Raw genomic sequence first — 18,361 nt, forward strand, 5'->3', positions numbered from 1 at the left:
CCCCTCACCCCAACCCTCTCCCCGCTGGGGAGAGGGAGTCACCGTGCACTCCGCAGTTGTGAAACAAACTGCTCGAACAGATAGTGGCTATCCTGCGGGCCGGGGCTCGCTTCCGGATGATATTGCACCGAGAAAGCCGGCTTGTCGGTCAGGCGCAGGCCCGCCAGCGACCCGTCGAACAGCGAGATATGCGTCGGCTCGGCATTGGCCGGCAGCGTCTCGGTCAGCACCGCGAAGCCGTGGTTCATGCTGGTGATCTCGACACGACCATCGTCATTGCGTTTGACCGGGTGATTGGCGCCGCGATGGCCCTGGTGCATCTTGGCCGTCTTCGCGCCGACCGCGAGACCAAGCAATTGGTGGCCAAGGCAGATGCCGAAGATCGGCTTGGCGATCTTGAGCAGTTCCTGGATCACCGGCACCGCATAGACGCCCGTCGCGGCAGGATCGCCCGGGCCGTTGGACAGGAACACGCCGTCCGGATTGTGCGCCATCACATCCTCGAACGTCGCGGTCGCCGGTACAACCGTCACGCGCGCGCCCGCGGCGACCAGATTGCGCAGAATATTGCGCTTCAGCCCATAATCGATCGCGACGACGTGGGGGCCGTCCGGGTTGGCGGCGTGGGTCGCATAGCCTTCGCCCAGCGTCCACAAGCCGTCATCCCACTTATAGCTCTGGGTCGAGGACACGTCCTTGGCGAGGTCCATCCCTTCCAGGCCCGCCCAGTCGCGCGCCTGTTGCGTCAGCGCGTCCAGATCGAATTCGCCCTTGGCGTTATGCGCGATCACGCCGTTGGGCGCGCCACCCAGGCGGATCGCACGGGTCAGCGCGCGCGTATCGACGCCGGACAGGCCGATCCTGCCATTGTTGCGCAACCAGCCGTCAAAACGCTGGGTCGATCGGAAGTTCGACGGGTCGGTCACATCCTCCCGCACGACGCAGCCCAGCGCATGCGGGTTGATCGCCTCGATATCCTCGGGGTTCGCGCCGACATTGCCGATGTGCGGGAAGGTGAAGGTCACGATCTGCCCGGCATAAGACGGATCGGTCATCACCTCCTGATAGCCGGTCATGGCGGTGTTGAAGCACACCTCGCCGACAGCGGCGCCCTCGGCGCCGAAGCCGCGGCCCCAGATGACGCTACCATTGCCCAGCACCAGCACACCGGTTGCGCCTTCGGGGGGCGCGCGAGAAGTCGTGGCGTCGGCCATGGTGGGCGGGCACTCCAATGGGTTGAGCAGCGATGTCGCTAAGCGGCGTCCGCTAAACGCCCTTCCTCGACGGGTCAACTCTACCCAATCGGGCGCGTTCCGGCTAGAATGGAGGTTTCCGCTCCTCCCGAGGGATTCCCATGATTAGAGACGATATAAAGGCGGCGCAGATCGCCGCCATGAAGGCGCGTGACACCGGCACGGTCAGTGCTACCCGCCTGATCCAGGCTGCGATCAAGAATCGCGATATCGAATTGCGTACCGCCACCGCGACGCCTGACGACGACCTGCTGGTCACCGAGGTCATGCAGAAAATGATCAAGCAGCGCCGCGAATCGGTCGACCTGTATCAAAAGGGCGGCCGCCAGGAGCTTGCCGACGCCGAACTCGCGGAAATCGCCGTCATCGAACGCTTCCTGCCCAAGCAGATGAGCGAACCCGAGGCAGCCGCCGCGATCGATGCGATCGCGACCGACCTCGGCGCCACATCCGTCAAGGACATGGGCCGCGTCATGACCGCCCTGAAAGAACGCCACGCCGGCCAGATGGACATGAGCAAAGCCAGCGCCCTGGTGAAAGCGCGGCTGGGGTAGGTATGAAAGCTCTCCCCTCCCGCTTGCGGGAGGGGTTGGAACGAACCCCGTTCGTCCTGAGCGAAGTCGAAGGACGCGTGAGGAACAGCCATGACGTTCTGGACCTATATGTTACGATGCGCGGACGAGCGTTTCTACGTGGGTCACACAGACAATCTTGAAGGACGGATGAGCCAGCATCAGCATGGCGGCTATTGCGATTTCACGGCCCGGCGACGGCCGGTCTCCCTGGCGTGGTCGCAAGACTTCGCCACGCGCGAGGAAGCGCTGTCTGCTGAACGGCAGCTCAAAGGCTGGACACGCGCCAAGAAAATGGCGTTGATTGAGGGTGATTGGGCTCGAATCTCCTGGTTGGCGGTCCCGCCAAAGGAGCGTCCTTCGACTTCGCTCAGGACGAACGGGGCTGGAAAAATCCACCCGAAGCCCGAACCGGGTCGAGAGCTTTGAGCCTCTCCCCGCAATTCCTGGATGAACTCCGCCACCGGACCCTGCTGTCCGGGCTGATCGGTCGCACGGTCAAACTGCAGAAAGCGGGGCGGGAATATCGCGCCTGCTGCCCCTTCCATGATGAGAAGACACCCAGCTTCTACGTCAATGACGACAAGGGCTTTTACCATTGCTTCGGCTGTTCGGCGCATGGCGACGCCATCAAATTCCTGACCGAAGCGAAGGGCATGCCGTTCATGGATGCGGTCAAGGAACTCGCCCATGCGGCGGGGCTTGAACTGCCCGCGCCCGATCCACGCTCCGCCGAGCGGGCGGAACGTGCCACCGGCCTGGTGGCCGCGTCCGAGGCGGCCAGGACATGGTTTGCCGAGCAGTTGCAGGGCATCGCCGGCGCCGAAGCGCGCGCTTATCTGGGCCGGCGGCGCGTGCCCGACGCCCTGGTAAAGGCTTTCGGGCTTGGCTTCGCGCCGGATTCGCGCGGCAAATTGAAGGCGGCGCTGGCGAGCTTCGGCAATGAGACGCTGATCGAAGCCGGACTGCTCATCCTGGTGGACGAGAAAGAGCCTTATGATCGCTTCCGCGGCCGGCTGATCTTTCCGGTGCGCGACGCACGCGGCCGCACGATCGCATTTGGCGGCCGCATCCTGGACAGCGGCGAACCCAAATATCTGAATTCGCCGGATACGCCGCTCTTCGACAAGGGGCGCACGCTCTATAATCTCGATCGCGCCGGTCCAGCCAGCCGCAAGGCGGATCGCGTAATCGTGGTCGAAGGCTATATGGACGTCATTGCGCTCGCCGGCGCCGGCATTGACGAGGCCGTCGCTCCGCTCGGCACCGCGCTTACCGAAGCGCAGATCGAACGACTGTGGCGTTTGGTGCCGGTACCAATTCTGTGTTTCGATGGCGACAAGGCCGGGCAGAAAGCCGCCATTCGCGCCGCCTTGCGCGCTTTGCCTTTGGTGGCGCCTGATCGCTCGCTGCGTTTCGTGACGCTTCCCAACGGGCAGGATCCCGACGATCTCATCAAGGCTGGCGGTCGCGCCGCGTTCGAAACTGCGCTGCTGGGTGCGATCCCGCTGGTCGACCTGATCTGGCGCAGCGAACAGGACGCGACGGCGCTCGACACGCCGGAAACGCGCGCGGGTTTTCGCCGACGCCTGGCCGAGCTGGCCGGCATGATCGCCGACAAGGGAACCGCGGACGAATATAAGCTGGAATTCCGCCGCCGGTTCGATGCGCTGTTCGGATCTGCACCTGCGCGCCAGCATAATGACGAGCGCCCCTTCCGCGAACGCCCGCCCTTCCGCCGCGGCGAATTCCGCAAGCCCCCGCCCCGCCCCACGACCGCAGGCGCGCGCTCGATCGGCAAAGGCGGCGTCGATCCGATGTTCGCCCGTGCCGTCATTGCCGGCCTGGTCCTCCACCCCGGCATCATGCCGGCCCATGCCGAGGCGCTGGCCGAGCTTCCGCTGGGCGATCCGGTCCTTGAACGAATCCGCGACACGCTGGTTGACGCCGCTTTCACAGGGCGTTCCCTTGAAGGCGACGGCGCGCATTCCATATTGGCAAATGCCGGGCTTGGACCGGTGGCGGATGAGCTGTGCCGGACGAACGGTCTTGCCTTTTCCTTTCTGCGCAGCGATGCGGACCCGAGTCGTGCGACGCGCGATCTTGGAGAAGCGATCGACGTGTTGGTGACGCGCCCGTTAATCGAACAGGCGCTGGCGGACGCAACCCGAAGATTGGGCACCACGACGGATGAGGCAAGCTTCGCGGAACAGCAGCGTTTGACGCGCGAAAAGCAGGATGTCGAACGCCGGCTGATGGATTTAATGCAGCCGGAAGGCGAATGAACGGGTTACGGGATCAAAGAGGTAGCATGGCGAAGACGGCATTGGCAGCGGCTGGTGGAAGCGGCGACGGGACGGACAGCGGCGATGCGCCCCTGATCGATCTCAACGATTCGTCGATCAAGAAGGTCTTCGCGCGCGCCAAGAAGCGCGGCTACATCACCGTGGACGAGCTCAATGAGGCTTTGCCGCAGGATCAGATGACCACCGATCAGATCGAAGACGTCATGTCCGCCCTCAACGAGATGGGCGTCAACGTCGTCGAGAATGAGGAAGCCGGCGAGGAGGGCGAGCAGCCCCAGCAGGCGGAAGAGGACGAGGCCGAGGAAACGACCGGCGACGAGACCGTCGCGACCTTCACCGCCACGGCGACGAAGAAGGAAACGGTCGATCGCACCGACGATCCGGTGCGCATGTATCTGCGCGAAATGGGCGCGGTTGAATTGCTCAGCCGCGAAGGCGAAATCGCCATCGCCAAGCGGATCGAGGCCGGCCGCGACACGATGATCCAGGGGCTGTGCGAAAGCCCGATCACGTTCAACGCCATCATCGACTGGTCCACGCAGCTCAACGAAGGCACGATGCAGCTGCGCGAGATCCTCGATCTCGACGCCATGGTATCCAAGGGCCCGACGGCCGAGCAGGTCGAGGGCGCCGAGGACGATACTGGCGAAATCAGCGAAAAGAGCGCCGGCCCCTCGTTCAAGGAGGAGGATGAGCCGGAAGAGGCAGCTTCGGCCGATGAGGACGAGGACGGCCTGACCGAGCGTCGCGTGCCGCGCCCGTCCGACGACGATGACGAGGATAACACCTTGTCGCTGGCGCAGATGGAAGAGCAGCTCAAGCCGCAGGCGCTGGAGAAGTTCGCGGCGATCACCGCCCTCTACAAGAGCTTCGCCAAGCTGCAGGCCAAGCGCGTCAACGCGCTCGGCATGGGCGATGACTTCCCCAAGGCGGAAGAAACCAAATATCAGAATCTGCGCGAGGAACTGACCGCGCAGGTCGAGAGCGTGAAGTTCCACGCCGCGAAGATCGAGCATCTGGTCGATCAGCTTTATTCGTTCAACCGCCGCCTGACCGCGCTTGGCGGCCAGATGCTGCGTCTGGCCGAGCGCCACAAAGTGCCGCGCAAGGATTTCCTGGACCGCTATCTCGGGCACGAAACCGAAGAAGGCTGGCTGACGACCGTCGCCAAGCTGGACAAGAAGTGGACGGCCTTCGCGACCGAAGAAGCCGCGCCGGTCGAGCGTATCCGCGCCGAGATCGGGGAGATCGCGTCGGCGACGGGCATGTCGCTGACCGAATTCCGCCGCATCGTGAACATGGTCCAGAAGGGCGAGCGCGAGGCGCGTATCGCCAAGAAGGAAATGGTCGAAGCCAACCTGCGCCTCGTCATCTCCATCGCCAAGAAATATACCAATCGCGGCCTGCAATTCCTGGATTTGATCCAGGAGGGCAATATCGGCCTGATGAAGGCGGTCGATAAGTTCGAATATCGCCGCGGCTACAAGTTTAGCACCTATGCGACCTGGTGGATCCGTCAGGCGATCACGCGCTCGATCGCGGATCAGGCGCGCACGATCCGTATCCCGGTCCACATGATCGAGACGATCAACAAGCTGGTCCGCACCAGCCGCCAGTTCCTGCACGAGACCGGCCGCGAGCCGACGCCCGAGGAATTGGCCGAGCGCCTGAGCATGCCGCTCGAGAAGGTGCGCAAGGTGATGAAGATCGCCAAGGAGCCGATCAGCCTCGAAACGCCGATCGGCGACGAGGAAGATTCGCACCTGGGCGATTTCATCGAGGACAAGAATGCGGTGATCCCGGTCGATGCGGCGATCCAGGCCAACCTCAAGGAAACGGTCACCCGCGTCCTTGCCAGCCTCACCCCGCGTGAGGAGCGCGTGCTGCGCATGCGCTTCGGCATCGGCATGAACACCGATCACACGCTGGAAGAGGTCGGCCAGCAATTCTCGGTCACGCGCGAGCGTATTCGTCAGATCGAGGCCAAAGCGCTGCGCAAGCTCAAGCATCCGAGCCGCAGCCGCAAGATGCGCAGCTTCCTCGACCAGTAGTCGGGGCGGCGGATCGCGCCGCCGCTCGCTGCGCCTCGCGATAACGCCATTGTCGAACCACAAGCCGCGTCACCCCGGCCTTGAGCCGGGGTGATGCTAACTCCTCCGGTCCCCAAAGAGCGGGCCCCCGGCTCAAGTCCGGGGTGACGGGGGGATTTACGTCAGCCCAGCGTGCGCTACCGCCCACGTCGCCGACTGGACGCAAGTTCAGCATGACGAACGGGGAATGCTGGCCGGCCCATTCCCACACCCACCGTCACCCTGAACTCGTTTCAGGGTCCATTCCGCGGCCAGGCAACGCAGCCGGTGATCGGGTATCGACAAGGCGTAATGCTCACCCCCGTCGACGATGCGCGCCTCCCGCTGGATGCTGAACCAAGTCGGCATGACGAGCGGGGGGCCGGCCGACCATTCCCGCATCCACCGTCACCCTGAACTTGTTTCAGGGTCTATTCCGCGGCCAGGCAACGCAGCGGGTGATCGGGTGTGACAAGGCGTAATGCTCGCCCCCGTCGACGATGCGTGCCCTCCCGATGGATGCTGAACCAAGTTCAGCATGACGAGCGGGGGGCCTGGCCGACCCTTCTCCCCCCAATACACCGTCACCCTGGACTTGTTCAGAGTCTATTCCGCGGCTCATTTCGGGCAGGTGCGAGCTGCGGTTTGACGTTCCCGCCGAACGGCTTAGCCTACCCTGCCGTCCAGCCCTTAGCATCGACCGTCTCGGCCTTGTGGGTACGACGGTCATACAGGCACAGCATCGTGCCAAGCGCATTCTTCATGTAGCGCTGCTTGTAGCGCCCACGCACCAGCATGGCGTCGCGCCCGACCTGATCGCTGAAGTTGAGCGGCGCCGAGACGATCGGCCGCGCCAGATTGGCGGCGGCGATACAGGCGGCGCGGCCGGCCTTGGTGGAGGCCGCCCAGGCCGCATCGGTGGAGGCCTGTGCCGGCGACGCGAGCGCCAGGAGGAGAATAGTCGTTACCGCACTGATCGCGGCTGATGATCGATGCATCGATAATCCTTTCAATATAGCAAATAGGGCCGACGCTCATCGCGCCAGGCGTCCTCGTCAGGGCGGGTGCGGGCCTCCAGATCGGCCGGCAGCGCTGCCGCATCATCGACCCATTCCCGCAGGGCAGGCCCGCCATTGATGACGTCGATCGGCAGCTTGCCGAAGGCATATTCATACGGAAAGTCGCGCCACAACGGATAGTCGGGGTACAAGGCGCGGATCGCCTTGAATGCCAGCGCCTGCAGCCGCCACGGGCGGAAGGCGTCATGATCGTAAAAGGGCTGCTCGGCATGCACGTGGATGCCCGAACATAATTGATGAACATGTTTGTGGAAGGTCGGCTCGAAGGTCATCTCCCGCAGGGCGCAACCGGCCAGCCATTCCGGCGCAAGGCGACGCATCTCCACCAACAAGTCGCGCGCGACAATGTCAGGTGCGCCGAACAGCTCCAGGGGACGGGTTGTCCCCCGCCCTTCCGACAACGTCGTGCCTTCCAGCATCACCGTGCCGGGATAGGCCCTGGCCATCCACAGGTTCGGCGCGTTCGGGCTGGGGTTGATCCAGGGACGCTCCGCCAGCGGCCAGCCGAAACCGGGCGCCGCATCGGGAGCGTATCCGTCCATTTTCACGACCCGATAGGCAACATCCAGCTTGCCGCGATCAATGAACCAACGGCCGAGTTCGCCCAGCGTCAGCCCATGGCGCATCGGCATCGGGCCAGCCCCCACGAAGCTTTCCCATCCTTCGGTCAGCATCGTGCCCTCGATCGGCCGGCCGGCCGGATTGGGGCGGTCCAATACCCACACGTCCTTGCCATGTGCCGCGGCGGCTTCCAGCACGTACAGCAAAGTGGTGATGAACGTGTAGATGCGGCAGCCCACATCCTGAAGATCGACGAGCAGGATGTCGAACGTGCCCATGGCCTGCCCCGTCGGTCGACGCACTTCGCCATAGAGACTGAAGACCGGCATCCCGTGCACCGGATCGGTGAAGTCGGGCGACTCCTCCATATTGTCCTGCTTGTCGCCGCGCAGACCATGTTGCGGCCCAAACGCCGCGGTCACGTTCACCCCGGCCCCAACCAGCGCGTCGAGCGCATGGACCAGATCGGCCGTGACCGAGGCCGGATGGGCGAGCAAGGCGACACGGCGCCCTTTCAGCTGTGCCAGGAGCGAGGGGTCGGCCAGCAGCCGATCGATACCGAAATCCATAAGCCTAGCCTGCTGACGGCAGTTCGGCCGCGAAGCAAGCCGCGTGATGGAAATCGGGCGGACCGGCGGGGTGCGCGAGCGCCCAGAAGGATCGCGCGCCGTGCCGGTCCTCGACCACGGCCGAAAGGCCGAGCGGCCCGGTGGCGTCGTGCGGCAGCTGCAATGTGACGAAGAGCGTCGCCCTTCCCTCCTCGATCGACCAGTCGATGGCGGGCATAGCGACGACCGCGTCGCGCATGCCGGTGCGATAGTCGGCGAAACGATAGGCGGCCCACCGGGAGGAGGGCGAGAAGTTGAATTCGTAATACCCGTTTGCCGCGCCGATAAAGACCTCAAAGCAGGTGTGCTTCCAGAGTTCGTCGGCACGACCCGGCGGCTGTGGTGTCGGCACGGCCAAGCGGTCGAGCACGCCGGACAGGCGATAGGCCAGTTGCAACCGTTCCAGGTCCGGGCGCTCGAGCGCGACCCCTATCGCCTGGATCGGCGAGGTCCCGTCGGGATGCACGGTCAGCGCTAATTCAGCCATATTACCTGGTCTTCCTATTCGCAGCGCATCATTGCGATCGGTGCGGCGGCGACGCAATCGCGCTTCGATCCGCGCCGGGCGGCTTGGGTCCGTCGCGCCGGGATGACGGACGCCGATGCAGATGCTAGGCGCGCGACCATCATGAGCGAATTCCAGTCCAACCTGCTGCACGTCCTGTCCGAGCGCGGCTATATCCACCAGGTCACCGACGCGGCGGCACTCGATGCGCTTGCGACCAAGCAGGTGGTGCCGGCCTATATCGGCTTCGATCCGACCGCCCCGTCGCTGCACGTCGGCAGTCTGGTGCAGATCATGATCCTGCGGCGACTGCAACAGACCGGCCATAAGCCGATCGTGCTGATGGGCGGCGGCACCGGCAAGATCGGGGATCCCAGCTTCAAGGACGAGGCGCGCAAGCTGCTGACCAATGATCTGATCGCGGCCAACGTCGCCTCGATCAAGCAGGTCTTCGCCCGCTTCCTGACCTTCGGCGACGGCCCGACCGACGCGGTCATGGTCGACAATGCCGAATGGCTCGACGCGCTGGAATATATCCCCTTTCTGCGCGAGGTCGGTCAGCATTTCTCGATCAATCGGATGCTCAGCTTCGATTCGGTGAAGCTTCGGCTCGACCGCGAGCAGTCGCTGTCCTTCCTCGAATTCAACTACATGATCCTCCAGGCCTATGACTTTCTGGAGCTGTCGCGCCGTGCCGGCTGCCGGTTGCAGCTTGGCGGCTCCGACCAATGGGGCAACATCGTCAACGGCATCGAGCTTGCGCGCCGCATGGACGGCACCGAGGTGTTCGGGGTCACCACGCCGCTCATCACGACGGCCGATGGCGGTAAGATGGGCAAGACGATGGCGGGCGCAGTGTGGCTGAACGAGGATCAGCTCCCCGCCTATGATTATTGGCAATTTTGGCGGAACACGCATGACGGCGACGTTGGCCGCTTCCTGCGCTTGTTCACGGATCTGCCGCTCGACGAAATTGCGCGACTGGAAAAGCTGGAAGGCGCGGAGATCAACCACGCCAAGGTCGTGCTGGCGACCGAGGCGACCAAGCTTTGTCGCGGTGCCGAAGCCGCCGTCCAAGCCCAGACCACCGCCCAGGAAACCTTTGCGCAGGGCGGTGCGGGCGGAGGCCTGCCCACCATCCGCGTGACCGAGGGCACGATCGGCATCGTCACCGCCTTGACCGTGCTTGGCTTTGCCGGCTCCAACGGCGAAGCGCGCCGCAAGATCGCGGAAGGCGCGGTCCGGCTCAACGATATCCCGATCAAGGACGAGCGCTACGAGATCGTGCTCGATCAGGATGCACCGGTGAAGCTCAGCCTCGGCAAGAAGCGCCACGGCCTGCTCGAACGCGGCTGAGCGGACCAACGATCCGCCAGCCGGTTCAAGGTGTTGCCATGCGCGGCGTGGTTCAGTTGGTCGGGCTGGGCTGCGTGAATTGCGAGCAGCAGGGCTTGGTCACCGGCTGGAATTCCATCAGCTCCGCGCGGGTGCCGTCCGGATCGTAAAGGTTCGCCTGCCATTTGCCATCAAGGCCGATGTTCGGGCCATCGTGGCGCGGGCTTAGCCGGTCGGCTGCGATCAGGGTCGTGACCGCATTCTGCATGTTGGGTACGCCCAGCGAGAAATGGTTGAGCACGCCCAATTGCCGCGCATCGACCCGCGCCATCGGCACGGTCGATCCATCGCCCACCATCATATATTCGAGCCAATCGCGACTGTCCGGCGCCTGCTGCGAGATCCAGTCGGTCGCCCCTTCTTTCTTCGAACCGTACCAATAAGGCCGGAAGCCAAGCAGATCGCGATAGAACCGATCCTGTTTCGCGCGGTCGCGGACCATGAAGCCGACGTGGATGATATGCCCGCTAATGCCCCCCGGCTCGGCCCGCGCCGTACCGACGGGCTGGACGAACTGGACGTCATTCCCTTCCGGATCCTGCGCCGAAAACCACAGGCTGCCGTCCGCAGATTTCGTAATCGACGATAGGCCGGGATAGCCGCGTGCGATCAGATAGGCGCGAAGGCCCGCCGCGTCGGTCGTGTTCCAGCCGATATGCGCGAGCCGGCTTTCGCCCGGATTGGGGCCGAGCGGCAACACCTCGACGAACTGCGTCGTGCTGAACTGATACCGCACCCCATGCGCATCCTCCGGATCGGCCGTCTTACGGGCCCCCAGGATACGGGTATAATAATCCTCGGACGCCGCCATGTCGGCGGAGAAGACCGCGATGTGAGAAATGCCGGTGATTGGCGGCCGGTTTGGCGCGGCCGTCCCGGCGGTCGCCAGCGCAAGGCCCAAGGCAATCGTGGCAAGACGCCGCATCCCGTTCATCCCCTCTATCGGCCCCGGTCGCGACCGGCCCCGTTTCCAGTTTCCACGCCCCCCTTTTGCAAGCGGCTTTGGATCCCGGCCTCGCCGGAGCGGTCGCTATGCCGGAAACGAGGAAGGGTGACCAGAACAGGTTCGCTACCCGTCGCCGTCAGCCCGATCGGATAAGCCCCACGGCTGCGTCGCGTTCGAACAGATATAGCGCCGTCCGCGCCGCCTGCCCGCGCGGGCCGCTCAGCCCGCCATCGCGATCGACCAGCAGCCGCGCGTCCTGCGTCGCGGTTTCGATCAGCGCGCTGCTATGGTCGGGGGTAGCGAGCTTGAACGCCGCCTCGCCCGACTGCCGCGTGCCCAATATTTCGCCCGCGCCGCGCAGCCGCAAATCTTCCTCGGCGATGCGGAAACCATCGTTGGTCTCCCGCAGCAGCGCCAGGCGCGCGCGCGCCGTCTCACTCAAGCCGCCCGCCGTCCGCAGCAGCAGGCAAATGGATCGCCCCTCGCCGCGCCCGACGCGCCCGCGCAGCTGATGCAATTGGGCCAGGCCAAACCGGTCGGCATGTTCGATCACCATCAGCGTGGCGTTGGGAACGTCAACTCCCACCTCGATCACCGTGGTCGCCACCAGCAGACCAAGCTCGCCGCGCTGAAAGGCGGCCATGACCGCGTCCTTCTCCGGCCCCTTCATGCGGCCATGGACCAGGCCGACCTTGTCGGGGAAACGCGCGCTCAGCGCCTCGGCACGGCTTTCCGCCGCGGCCAGATCGCTGACCTCGCTTTCCTCGACCAACGGGCACACCCAATAGGCCTGATCACCGCCCACCAGATGACGTGCAATGCCGTCCACCACTTCGATCAGGCGGTCGTCCGAGATGACGCGTGTTTCGATCGGCTGCCGCCCTGGCGGCATTTCGTCCAGTCGGCTGGAATCCATCTCGCCATATTGGCTGAGCGTCAGCGTCCGCGGGATCGGCGTCGCCGTCATCGCCAGCAGATGCGGCGGCCGTTCGGCTTTCTGCGTCAGCAACATGCGCTGGGCGACGCCGAACCGATGCTGTTCGTCCACCACCGCAAGACCCAGCCTCTTGTAGCTTACGGCTTCCTGGAAAATCGCATGCGTGCCGATCAGGATGTGGATCGATCCGTCGGCCAAGCCCATCAATGTCGCTTCGCGTGCGCGCCCCTTGTCGCGCCCGGTCAGGATGGCGACGTTCACCGGCACCCCCGCCAACAGCCGCGACAGCGTGGCATAATGCTGGCGCGCGAGGATTTCGGTGGGTGCCAGCAACGCGCCCTGTGCACCCGCCTCGACCGCGATCAGCAAAGCCATCAGCGCAACCAGCGTCTTGCCCGCGCCGACATCGCCCTGCAGCAGCCGCAGCATCGGCGCGCTCTGCGCCATGTCGCCCTCGATCTCGGCAACGGTGCGCGACTGCGCGCCGGTTGGGCGATAGGGCAGCCGCAGCGCATCGCGCAGCCGGCCGTCCCCCTTGAGCGGCTGGCCGCGCCGGGCCCGCGACGATGCCCGCACCAGCATCAAAGCGAGCTGATTGGCAAACAATTCGTCATAGGCCAGCCGCTCGCGCGCTTTCACATCGGCAGGGTCCGCATGCAGCCTCGTCAGAGCGTCCGCCCAGCCGGGCCAACCCTGTTTGGCAAGCAGGCTGGGTTCAACCCACTCCGGCAATTCCGGCATCCGCGCGAGCGCCTGCCCGATCAGCGCAGCCAGCCGTTTGTTGGTCAGCCCCTCCGACAGCGCATAGACCGCCTCGCGCGCTGGTAGCGCCTTCGCGTCTTCCGGCGTCATCACCTCGGGATGGACGATCTGCAGCCATTGATCATAGCGATCGAGCTTGCCCGAAATGGCACGCGGCTCGCCCAGCGGCAGCAATTTCTTGGCATAGCCCGATCCGCTGCCGAAGAAGACCAGGCTTACCGCATTGCCCGCCTGGTCCAGCGCGACCACCCGCGACGGCGCGCGCGGACTGCCGCCCATGCGATATTCGCTCGGGATCAGCGTGACCGTCACGATCTGGCCGACATCGGCCTCGTCCAGCTCCGCCACCGCCTTGCGATCGACCCAGCCGGTGGGCAGGTGGAACAACAGGTCGATGACGCGCGCCAGCCCGAGCCGCGCCAGCGGCTTGGCCAGCGTCGGACCGACGCCTTTCAGCGCCTCGACTTCGGCGAACAGCGGATTGAGAATTTCGGGGCGCATGACTAGATAAGGGTCAATAGCCCCCCGCACCGGCGCCGCAAAGCGGCAGCCGGCATTTCCTTTTGGAGCTTCATGAACCGCGACATTCGCCTCAAGCGCCTGCGCTTCCGCGCCTGGCACCGCGGCACCAAGGAGGCCGATCTGATGGTCGGTGGCTTCTTCGATACCTGCGCCGACAGCTGGTCGGACGCGGAGATCGCCTGGTTCGAGGCGCTGATGGACGAAGAGGATGTCGACATCATGGGGTGGGCGATCGGCACGATCCCCATCCCCGATCGCTGGCGAGGGCCGATGATGGAGCGCATGTGCGTGCTCGACTATATCCCGGTGGCAAAGTGATGCTGAATAAAAATCTCCCCTCCCTTTCAGGGGAGGGGTCGGGGGTGGGGCCTCGCCACGGGCGATTGGCCAAGAATATAGGCCCCACCCCAACCCCTCCCCTGAAGGGGAGGGGCTGAGCTATGACCGACATCCAACGCATCTTAAAAGCCGGGGAAGCGCTGACACTGGCGGGCACGCCTGCAGGATTCCTCCCTTGGATGATGGCCGATCTGGCCCGCGCGGCCAAAGGGCGCGCCGTCTTCATCGCGCCCGACGAAGCCGCGATGCGCGCGCTGGCCGACAATGCGCGCTACTTCGCGCCCGAGCTGGACGTCGTGGCGTTCCCGGCATGGGATTGCCTGCCTTACGACCGCGCCTCTCCGTCGCTGCGCTCCACTTCCGAGCGGCTGGCAGGTCTGCACGCACTTCAGCAAAAGACGGACAAGCCGCAATTGTTCGTCACGACCGTGAATGCGGTCACCCAGCGCACGCTCACGCCCTTCCGGCTGCGCCAATTGTCCGCGACCCTCGCCCCGGGAGAGCGGATCGACCGCGACGCTTTGGCGGAATTGCTGCAGGCCAATGGCTATCAGCGCACCGATACGGTTCACGAGGCCGGGGAATATGCCGTGCGCGGCGGCCTGGTCGATCTGTTCCCGGCGGGCGAAGCCTATGCGCTGCGCCTGGATTTCTTCGGCGACGAGATCGAAACGGTTCGCCAATTTTCCGTCGAAGATCAGCGGACGATGGCCTCGATCGATGGTTTCACGCTGCTGCCGGCATCGGAGGCCCTGCTCGATTCCGAAGGGATCAAGCGCTTCCGCTCGCGCTATCGCGAGAAGTTCGGCGCCACCGCCACCGGCGATCCACTCTATCAGGCATTGTCCGATGGGCGTCGTCTGGCCGGCATGGAACATTGGCTGCCGCTGATCGAGGAGCGGCTGTCCTCGCTGTTCGATCACCTCTCGCCCGACGATCTGGTCGTGCGCGACAGCGGCGCCGACGGCGCGGCCGACGCGCGGTTCGAGGCGATCACCGATTATTACGACAACCGCGTGCGTGCCCGCGCGAGCGATCCGGGCAGCTACCGCCCGCTCGAACCCGAGACCTTATATTTCAAGACCGAAGAATGGGCCGAAGCGATTGCCGATCGCCCGATCCATCTGACCACGCCTTATCACGAACCCGACAGCGCCCGGGTGATCGACTTCGGCGTCGACGGACCGCGCGACTTCACGCCGGAGCGTACGCAGAACGCCAATGTCTATGAGGCGGTGGTCGCCCATGTCCGCGATCTCGCCAAATCCAAGCGCAAGATCGTGCTGGCAAGCTACTCCGTCGGCGCGCGCGAGCGACTGAAGGGCCTGTTGAACGATCATGGCCTCGACGGCGCGATGCTGGCCGACGATTGGCAGGACGCGCTCGGCGCGGCCTTCCGGCCCGGCACGACCGCGCTGACCGTGCTGCCGCTCGATCACGGCTTCACCACGCCGCAGGTCGCGTTGCTGACCGAGCAGGACATACTGGGCGATCGGCTGATCCGCCGCGCCAAGCGCCGCAAATCGGCCGATGCCTTCCTCGCCGAACTGGCGACGCTCTCGCCCGGCGACCTTGTCGTCCACGCCGATCACGGCATCGGCCGCTATGACGGCCTGACCCAGATTCCGGTCAGCAAGGTGCCGCATGATTGCGTGGCTTTGTCCTATGCCGGCGGCGACAAGCTCTATGTCCCGGTCGAGAATCTCGAAGTCCTGAGCCGCTACGGCAGCGAAGAGGGCGCCAGCCTCGACAAGCTGGGCGGCGTGGCCTGGCAGACGCGCAAGGCGCGGATGAAGGAACGGATCCGCGAGATTGCCGGCGAGTTGATCGCGACCGCCGCCCAGCGCGCGCTGCGTGCGGCGGACGTGGCGCAGGCCGATTCCGCGTACAGCGCCTTCGTCGATCGTTTCCCCTATGAGGAAACCGAGGATCAGGATCGCGCCATCGACGATGCGTTGAACGACCTGTCGGCGGGCAAGCCGATGGACCGGCTGATCGTCGGCGATGTCGGCTTCGGCAAGACCGAGGTGGCGTTGCGTGCCGCGTTCGTCGCGGCGATGGCAGGTATGCAGGTCGCCGTCGTCGGTCCGACGACCTTGCTTGCCCGTCAGCATTATACCAACTTCGTCGAACGCATGCGCGGCTTCCCGATCGAGGTCGGCCGGCTATCCAGATTGGTTCCCGCGGCCGAGGCCAAGCGAACCAGGGAGGGATTGGCCGAGGGCAAGATCGACATCGTGATCGGCACGCACGCGGTGCTCGCCAAGGGCGTCGAGTTCAAGCATCTCGGCCTCGTCATCGTCGACGAGGAGCAGCGTTTCGGCGTCACCCATAAAGAACGCCTGAAATCGATGAAGGCGGACGTCCACGTCCTGACCCTCACCGCCACCCCGATCCCGCGCACGCTGCAGATGGCGATGTCGGGCCTGCGCGAATTGTCCGTCCTGCAAACCCCGCCGGTCGATCGCCTCGCGGTGCGCACCTATATCGCGCCGTGGGATCCGGTCGTGTTGCGCGAAGCCTTGCTGCGCGAGCATTATCGCGGCGGCCGCAGCTTCTTCGTCGCGCCGCGGATCGCCGATCTGCCGGATATCGAGGAATTCCTGCGCAAGGAGGTGCCCGAAGTGCGCTACGTCGTCGCCCACGGCCAGATGGCGGCGACGCAGGTCGAAGAGCGGATGAGCGACTTCTACGACGGCAAGTTCGACGTGCTCGTCTCGACCACGATCGTCGAAAGCGGGCTCGATATTCCCAGCGCCAACACGCTCATCATTCACCGCGCCGATCGCTTCGGCCTAGCCCAGCTCTATCAGCTACGCGGCCGGGTCGGACGCGCCAAGACGCGCGCCTACGCCTATCTCACCACGCCGCCCAACCGCCGGATCACCGAAACCGCGGAGAAGCGTCTCCACATCCTGCAGAATCTCGACACGCTCGGCGCGGGCTTCCAGCTCGCCAGCCACGATCTCGACATTCGCGGCGCCGGCAATCTGTTGGGCGACGAGCAATCGGGCCACATCAAGGAAGTCGGCTTCGAACTCTATCAGTCGATGCTGGAGGATGCGATCCTGGAGGCCAAGGCGGGCGGCATGACCCAGGCCACGCGCAGCCGCGAATTCTCGCCGCAGATCAGCGTCGATGCGCCGATCATGATCCCGGAAACCTATGTTCCCGATCTCGATCTGCGCATGGGGCTCTATCGCCGCATGAACGAGATCGAGGACAAGGGCGGCATCGAAAGCTTCGCGGCCGAGATGATCGACCGGTTCGGGCCTTTGCCCGAGGCGACCGCCAACCTGCTGTCGATCCTGGAAACCAAGCTCAACGCCAAGAAGGCCTGCGTCGCGAAGCTCGACGTGGGCGCCAAGGGTGCGCTCGTCACCTTCTTCAAGGATGAGTTTCCCGATCTGCGCGGACTGCTCAGCTATGTCGAACGGCTCAAGGGCACGGCCAAGCTGCGGCCCGACAATAAGCTGGTCATCACGCGTAACTGGCCGGATGCGGCCGCCCAGCTGCATGGCGCCTTGCAACTGTCCAAAGGACTGGCGAAGATCTTGGCATGATCAGACAATTGCCGCTCCTGTTCGGTATCTTGCTGGCGGGGGCGGCTACGGGCGCACCGCTCATGCATTGGCCTGATCTGCTCAATCGCCCCCAGCCCAAGCCGAACATGACGATCGGCTATGGCGCGGACCCGCTCCAGCATATCGATCTGTGGCTACCCGAGACGTCAACCCGACATCCGGTAGTGCTGATGGTCCATGGGGGATGTTGGCAGACCGAGGTCGCCCAGGCAGACATCATGAACTGGATCGCGGACGATCTGCGCAAACGCGGTATTGCCGTTTGGAATATCGAATATCGCGGCGTCGATCGCCCAGGCGGCGGCTACCCTGGTACCTTCCGGGACGTCGCGCAGGCTGCAGACGCGCTTGCCGCCAATGCCGAGAAACATCGTCTCGATACCCGCCACGTCGTCGTGATCGGCCATTCGGCGGGAGGCCATCTGGCCCTGTGGCTGGCCGCGCGAGGCTCGCTTCCCCGATCGAGCCCGCTTCATGTCGCGCATCCGATCACGCTGGCGGCAGCGATCAGCCTCGGCGGCCTCCCCGATCTGGAAGCCGCGACCATTCCGCCGGGCAACACCTGCGATACGGAGCCGGTCAACAAGCTGACGGGCCCAGTCTCGCCAGCCCATCAGGATGTCTATGCCGACACCTCGCCAGCGCGCTTGCCAGATCCGCGCATCCCGGTGACGCTCGTCAACGGAATACTGGATCGCATCGCCCCGCCCTCCTTCGCCGCCGCTTATGCAGCCAAAAAGAAGGTGGCGCGGATCACCATTCCCGACGAGGGCCATGTCGAGCTCATCACCCCGAATACGAAAAGCTGGGCCGCAACGGTGACGTTGATCGAAGCTGGCCTGGGTCGTAAATCGCGTCCCACGCACCATCAACAATGAGCGCTTACCCCATGCGGGTGGAGCTCCAGAAAACGGCAGGTTAAT

At 64.7% G+C, this 18,361-nt stretch carries 14 protein-coding genes; 8 read left to right on the forward strand and 6 right to left on the reverse strand.

Annotation, left to right across the window (positions count from 1 at the left end; all coding sequences use genetic code 11):
* Positions 1-38: 38 nt before the first annotated feature.
* Entirely contained in the window at positions 39-1,214 is a 1,176-nt protein-coding gene (gene carA / locus ACSBM8_RS12720) for a glutamine-hydrolyzing carbamoyl-phosphate synthase small subunit (RefSeq protein WP_442678383.1), read from the reverse strand.
* A 140-nt stretch (positions 1,215-1,354) separates the two neighbouring features.
* Between carA and ACSBM8_RS12725 the strand changes: the two genes are divergently transcribed.
* The 4 genes from ACSBM8_RS12725 (at position 1,355) to rpoD (ending at position 6,182) form a co-directional block, all read left to right on the forward strand.
* Positions 1,355-1,807 (forward strand): GatB/YqeY domain-containing protein, encoded by a 453-nt coding sequence (locus ACSBM8_RS12725; protein WP_442678384.1) that lies wholly within the window; start codon positions 1,355-1,357, stop codon positions 1,805-1,807.
* Between the two features lie 90 nt (positions 1,808-1,897).
* The gene (locus ACSBM8_RS12730; protein WP_442678385.1) at positions 1,898-2,254 is read left to right on the forward strand and encodes a GIY-YIG nuclease family protein; all 357 of its coding nucleotides are present in this window, start codon (positions 1,898-1,900) and stop codon (positions 2,252-2,254) included.
* Positions 2,251-4,110, forward strand: coding sequence for a DNA primase (gene dnaG, locus ACSBM8_RS12735; RefSeq protein ID WP_442678386.1), 1,860 nt, complete (start codon positions 2,251-2,253; stop codon positions 4,108-4,110). The genes ACSBM8_RS12730 and dnaG overlap by 4 nt, the downstream gene beginning before the upstream one ends.
* Positions 4,111-4,136: 26 nt before the next feature.
* Positions 4,137-6,182: an RNA polymerase sigma factor RpoD gene (gene rpoD / locus ACSBM8_RS12740; RefSeq protein ID WP_442678387.1), complete on the forward strand. Its 2,046-nt coding sequence runs from the start codon at positions 4,137-4,139 to the stop codon at positions 6,180-6,182.
* Between the two features lie 689 nt (positions 6,183-6,871).
* Here the strand turns inward: rpoD and ACSBM8_RS12745 are convergent.
* The 3 genes from ACSBM8_RS12745 to ACSBM8_RS12755 are packed head-to-tail and all read right to left on the reverse strand — an operon-like array spanning position 6,872 to position 8,935.
* Entirely contained in the window at positions 6,872-7,198 is a 327-nt protein-coding gene (locus ACSBM8_RS12745; RefSeq protein WP_442678388.1) for a hypothetical protein, read from the reverse strand.
* A gap of 11 nt (positions 7,199-7,209) precedes the next feature.
* A complete protein-coding gene (locus ACSBM8_RS12750; protein ID WP_442678389.1) occupies positions 7,210-8,409 on the reverse strand; it encodes an exo-beta-N-acetylmuramidase NamZ family protein in 1,200 nt (399 codons plus the stop codon).
* Positions 8,410-8,413: 4 nt separating this feature from the next.
* On the reverse strand, positions 8,414-8,935 hold the full coding sequence (locus ACSBM8_RS12755; protein WP_442678390.1) for a DOMON-like domain-containing protein: 522 nt from the start codon (positions 8,933-8,935) through the stop codon (positions 8,414-8,416).
* 141 nt (positions 8,936-9,076) lie between these two features.
* Here ACSBM8_RS12755 and tyrS point away from each other — a divergent pair, with 141 nt between their 5' ends.
* On the forward strand, positions 9,077-10,309 hold the full coding sequence (gene tyrS / locus ACSBM8_RS12760) for a tyrosine--tRNA ligase (protein WP_442678391.1): 1,233 nt from the start codon (positions 9,077-9,079) through the stop codon (positions 10,307-10,309).
* 52 nt (positions 10,310-10,361) lie between these two features.
* Here tyrS and ACSBM8_RS12765 read toward each other — a convergent pair whose 3' ends face one another.
* On the reverse strand, positions 10,362-11,273 hold the full coding sequence (locus ACSBM8_RS12765; RefSeq protein WP_442678392.1) for a VOC family protein: 912 nt from the start codon (positions 11,271-11,273) through the stop codon (positions 10,362-10,364).
* A 157-nt stretch (positions 11,274-11,430) separates the two neighbouring features.
* Positions 11,431-13,494: an ATP-dependent DNA helicase RecG gene (recG, locus tag ACSBM8_RS12770; protein WP_442678393.1), complete on the reverse strand. Its 2,064-nt coding sequence runs from the start codon at positions 13,492-13,494 to the stop codon at positions 11,431-11,433.
* Positions 13,495-13,566: 72 nt separating this feature from the next.
* Between recG and ACSBM8_RS12775 the strand changes: the two genes are divergently transcribed.
* The 3 genes from ACSBM8_RS12775 (at position 13,567) to ACSBM8_RS12785 (ending at position 18,316) form a co-directional block, all read left to right on the forward strand.
* On the forward strand, positions 13,567-13,833 hold the full coding sequence (locus ACSBM8_RS12775) for an FAD assembly factor SdhE (RefSeq protein ID WP_442678394.1): 267 nt from the start codon (positions 13,567-13,569) through the stop codon (positions 13,831-13,833).
* Positions 13,834-13,955: 122 nt separating this feature from the next.
* Positions 13,956-17,417, forward strand: a complete 3,462-nt coding sequence (mfd, locus tag ACSBM8_RS12780; protein ID WP_442678395.1) for a transcription-repair coupling factor — start codon at positions 13,956-13,958, stop codon at positions 17,415-17,417.
* Positions 17,414-18,316 carry an alpha/beta hydrolase family protein gene (locus ACSBM8_RS12785; RefSeq protein ID WP_442678396.1) on the forward strand — a complete coding sequence of 301 codons (903 nt, stop codon included), beginning with the start codon at positions 17,414-17,416 and terminating at the stop codon, positions 18,314-18,316. Before mfd ends, ACSBM8_RS12785 begins: the two co-directional genes overlap by 4 nt.
* Positions 18,317-18,361: the final 45 nt, after the last annotated feature.

It is taken from the genome of Sphingomonas sp. ASY06-1R (assembly GCF_052180265.1).
Classification (GTDB): Bacteria; Pseudomonadota; Alphaproteobacteria; order Sphingomonadales; family Sphingomonadaceae; genus Sphingomonas_I.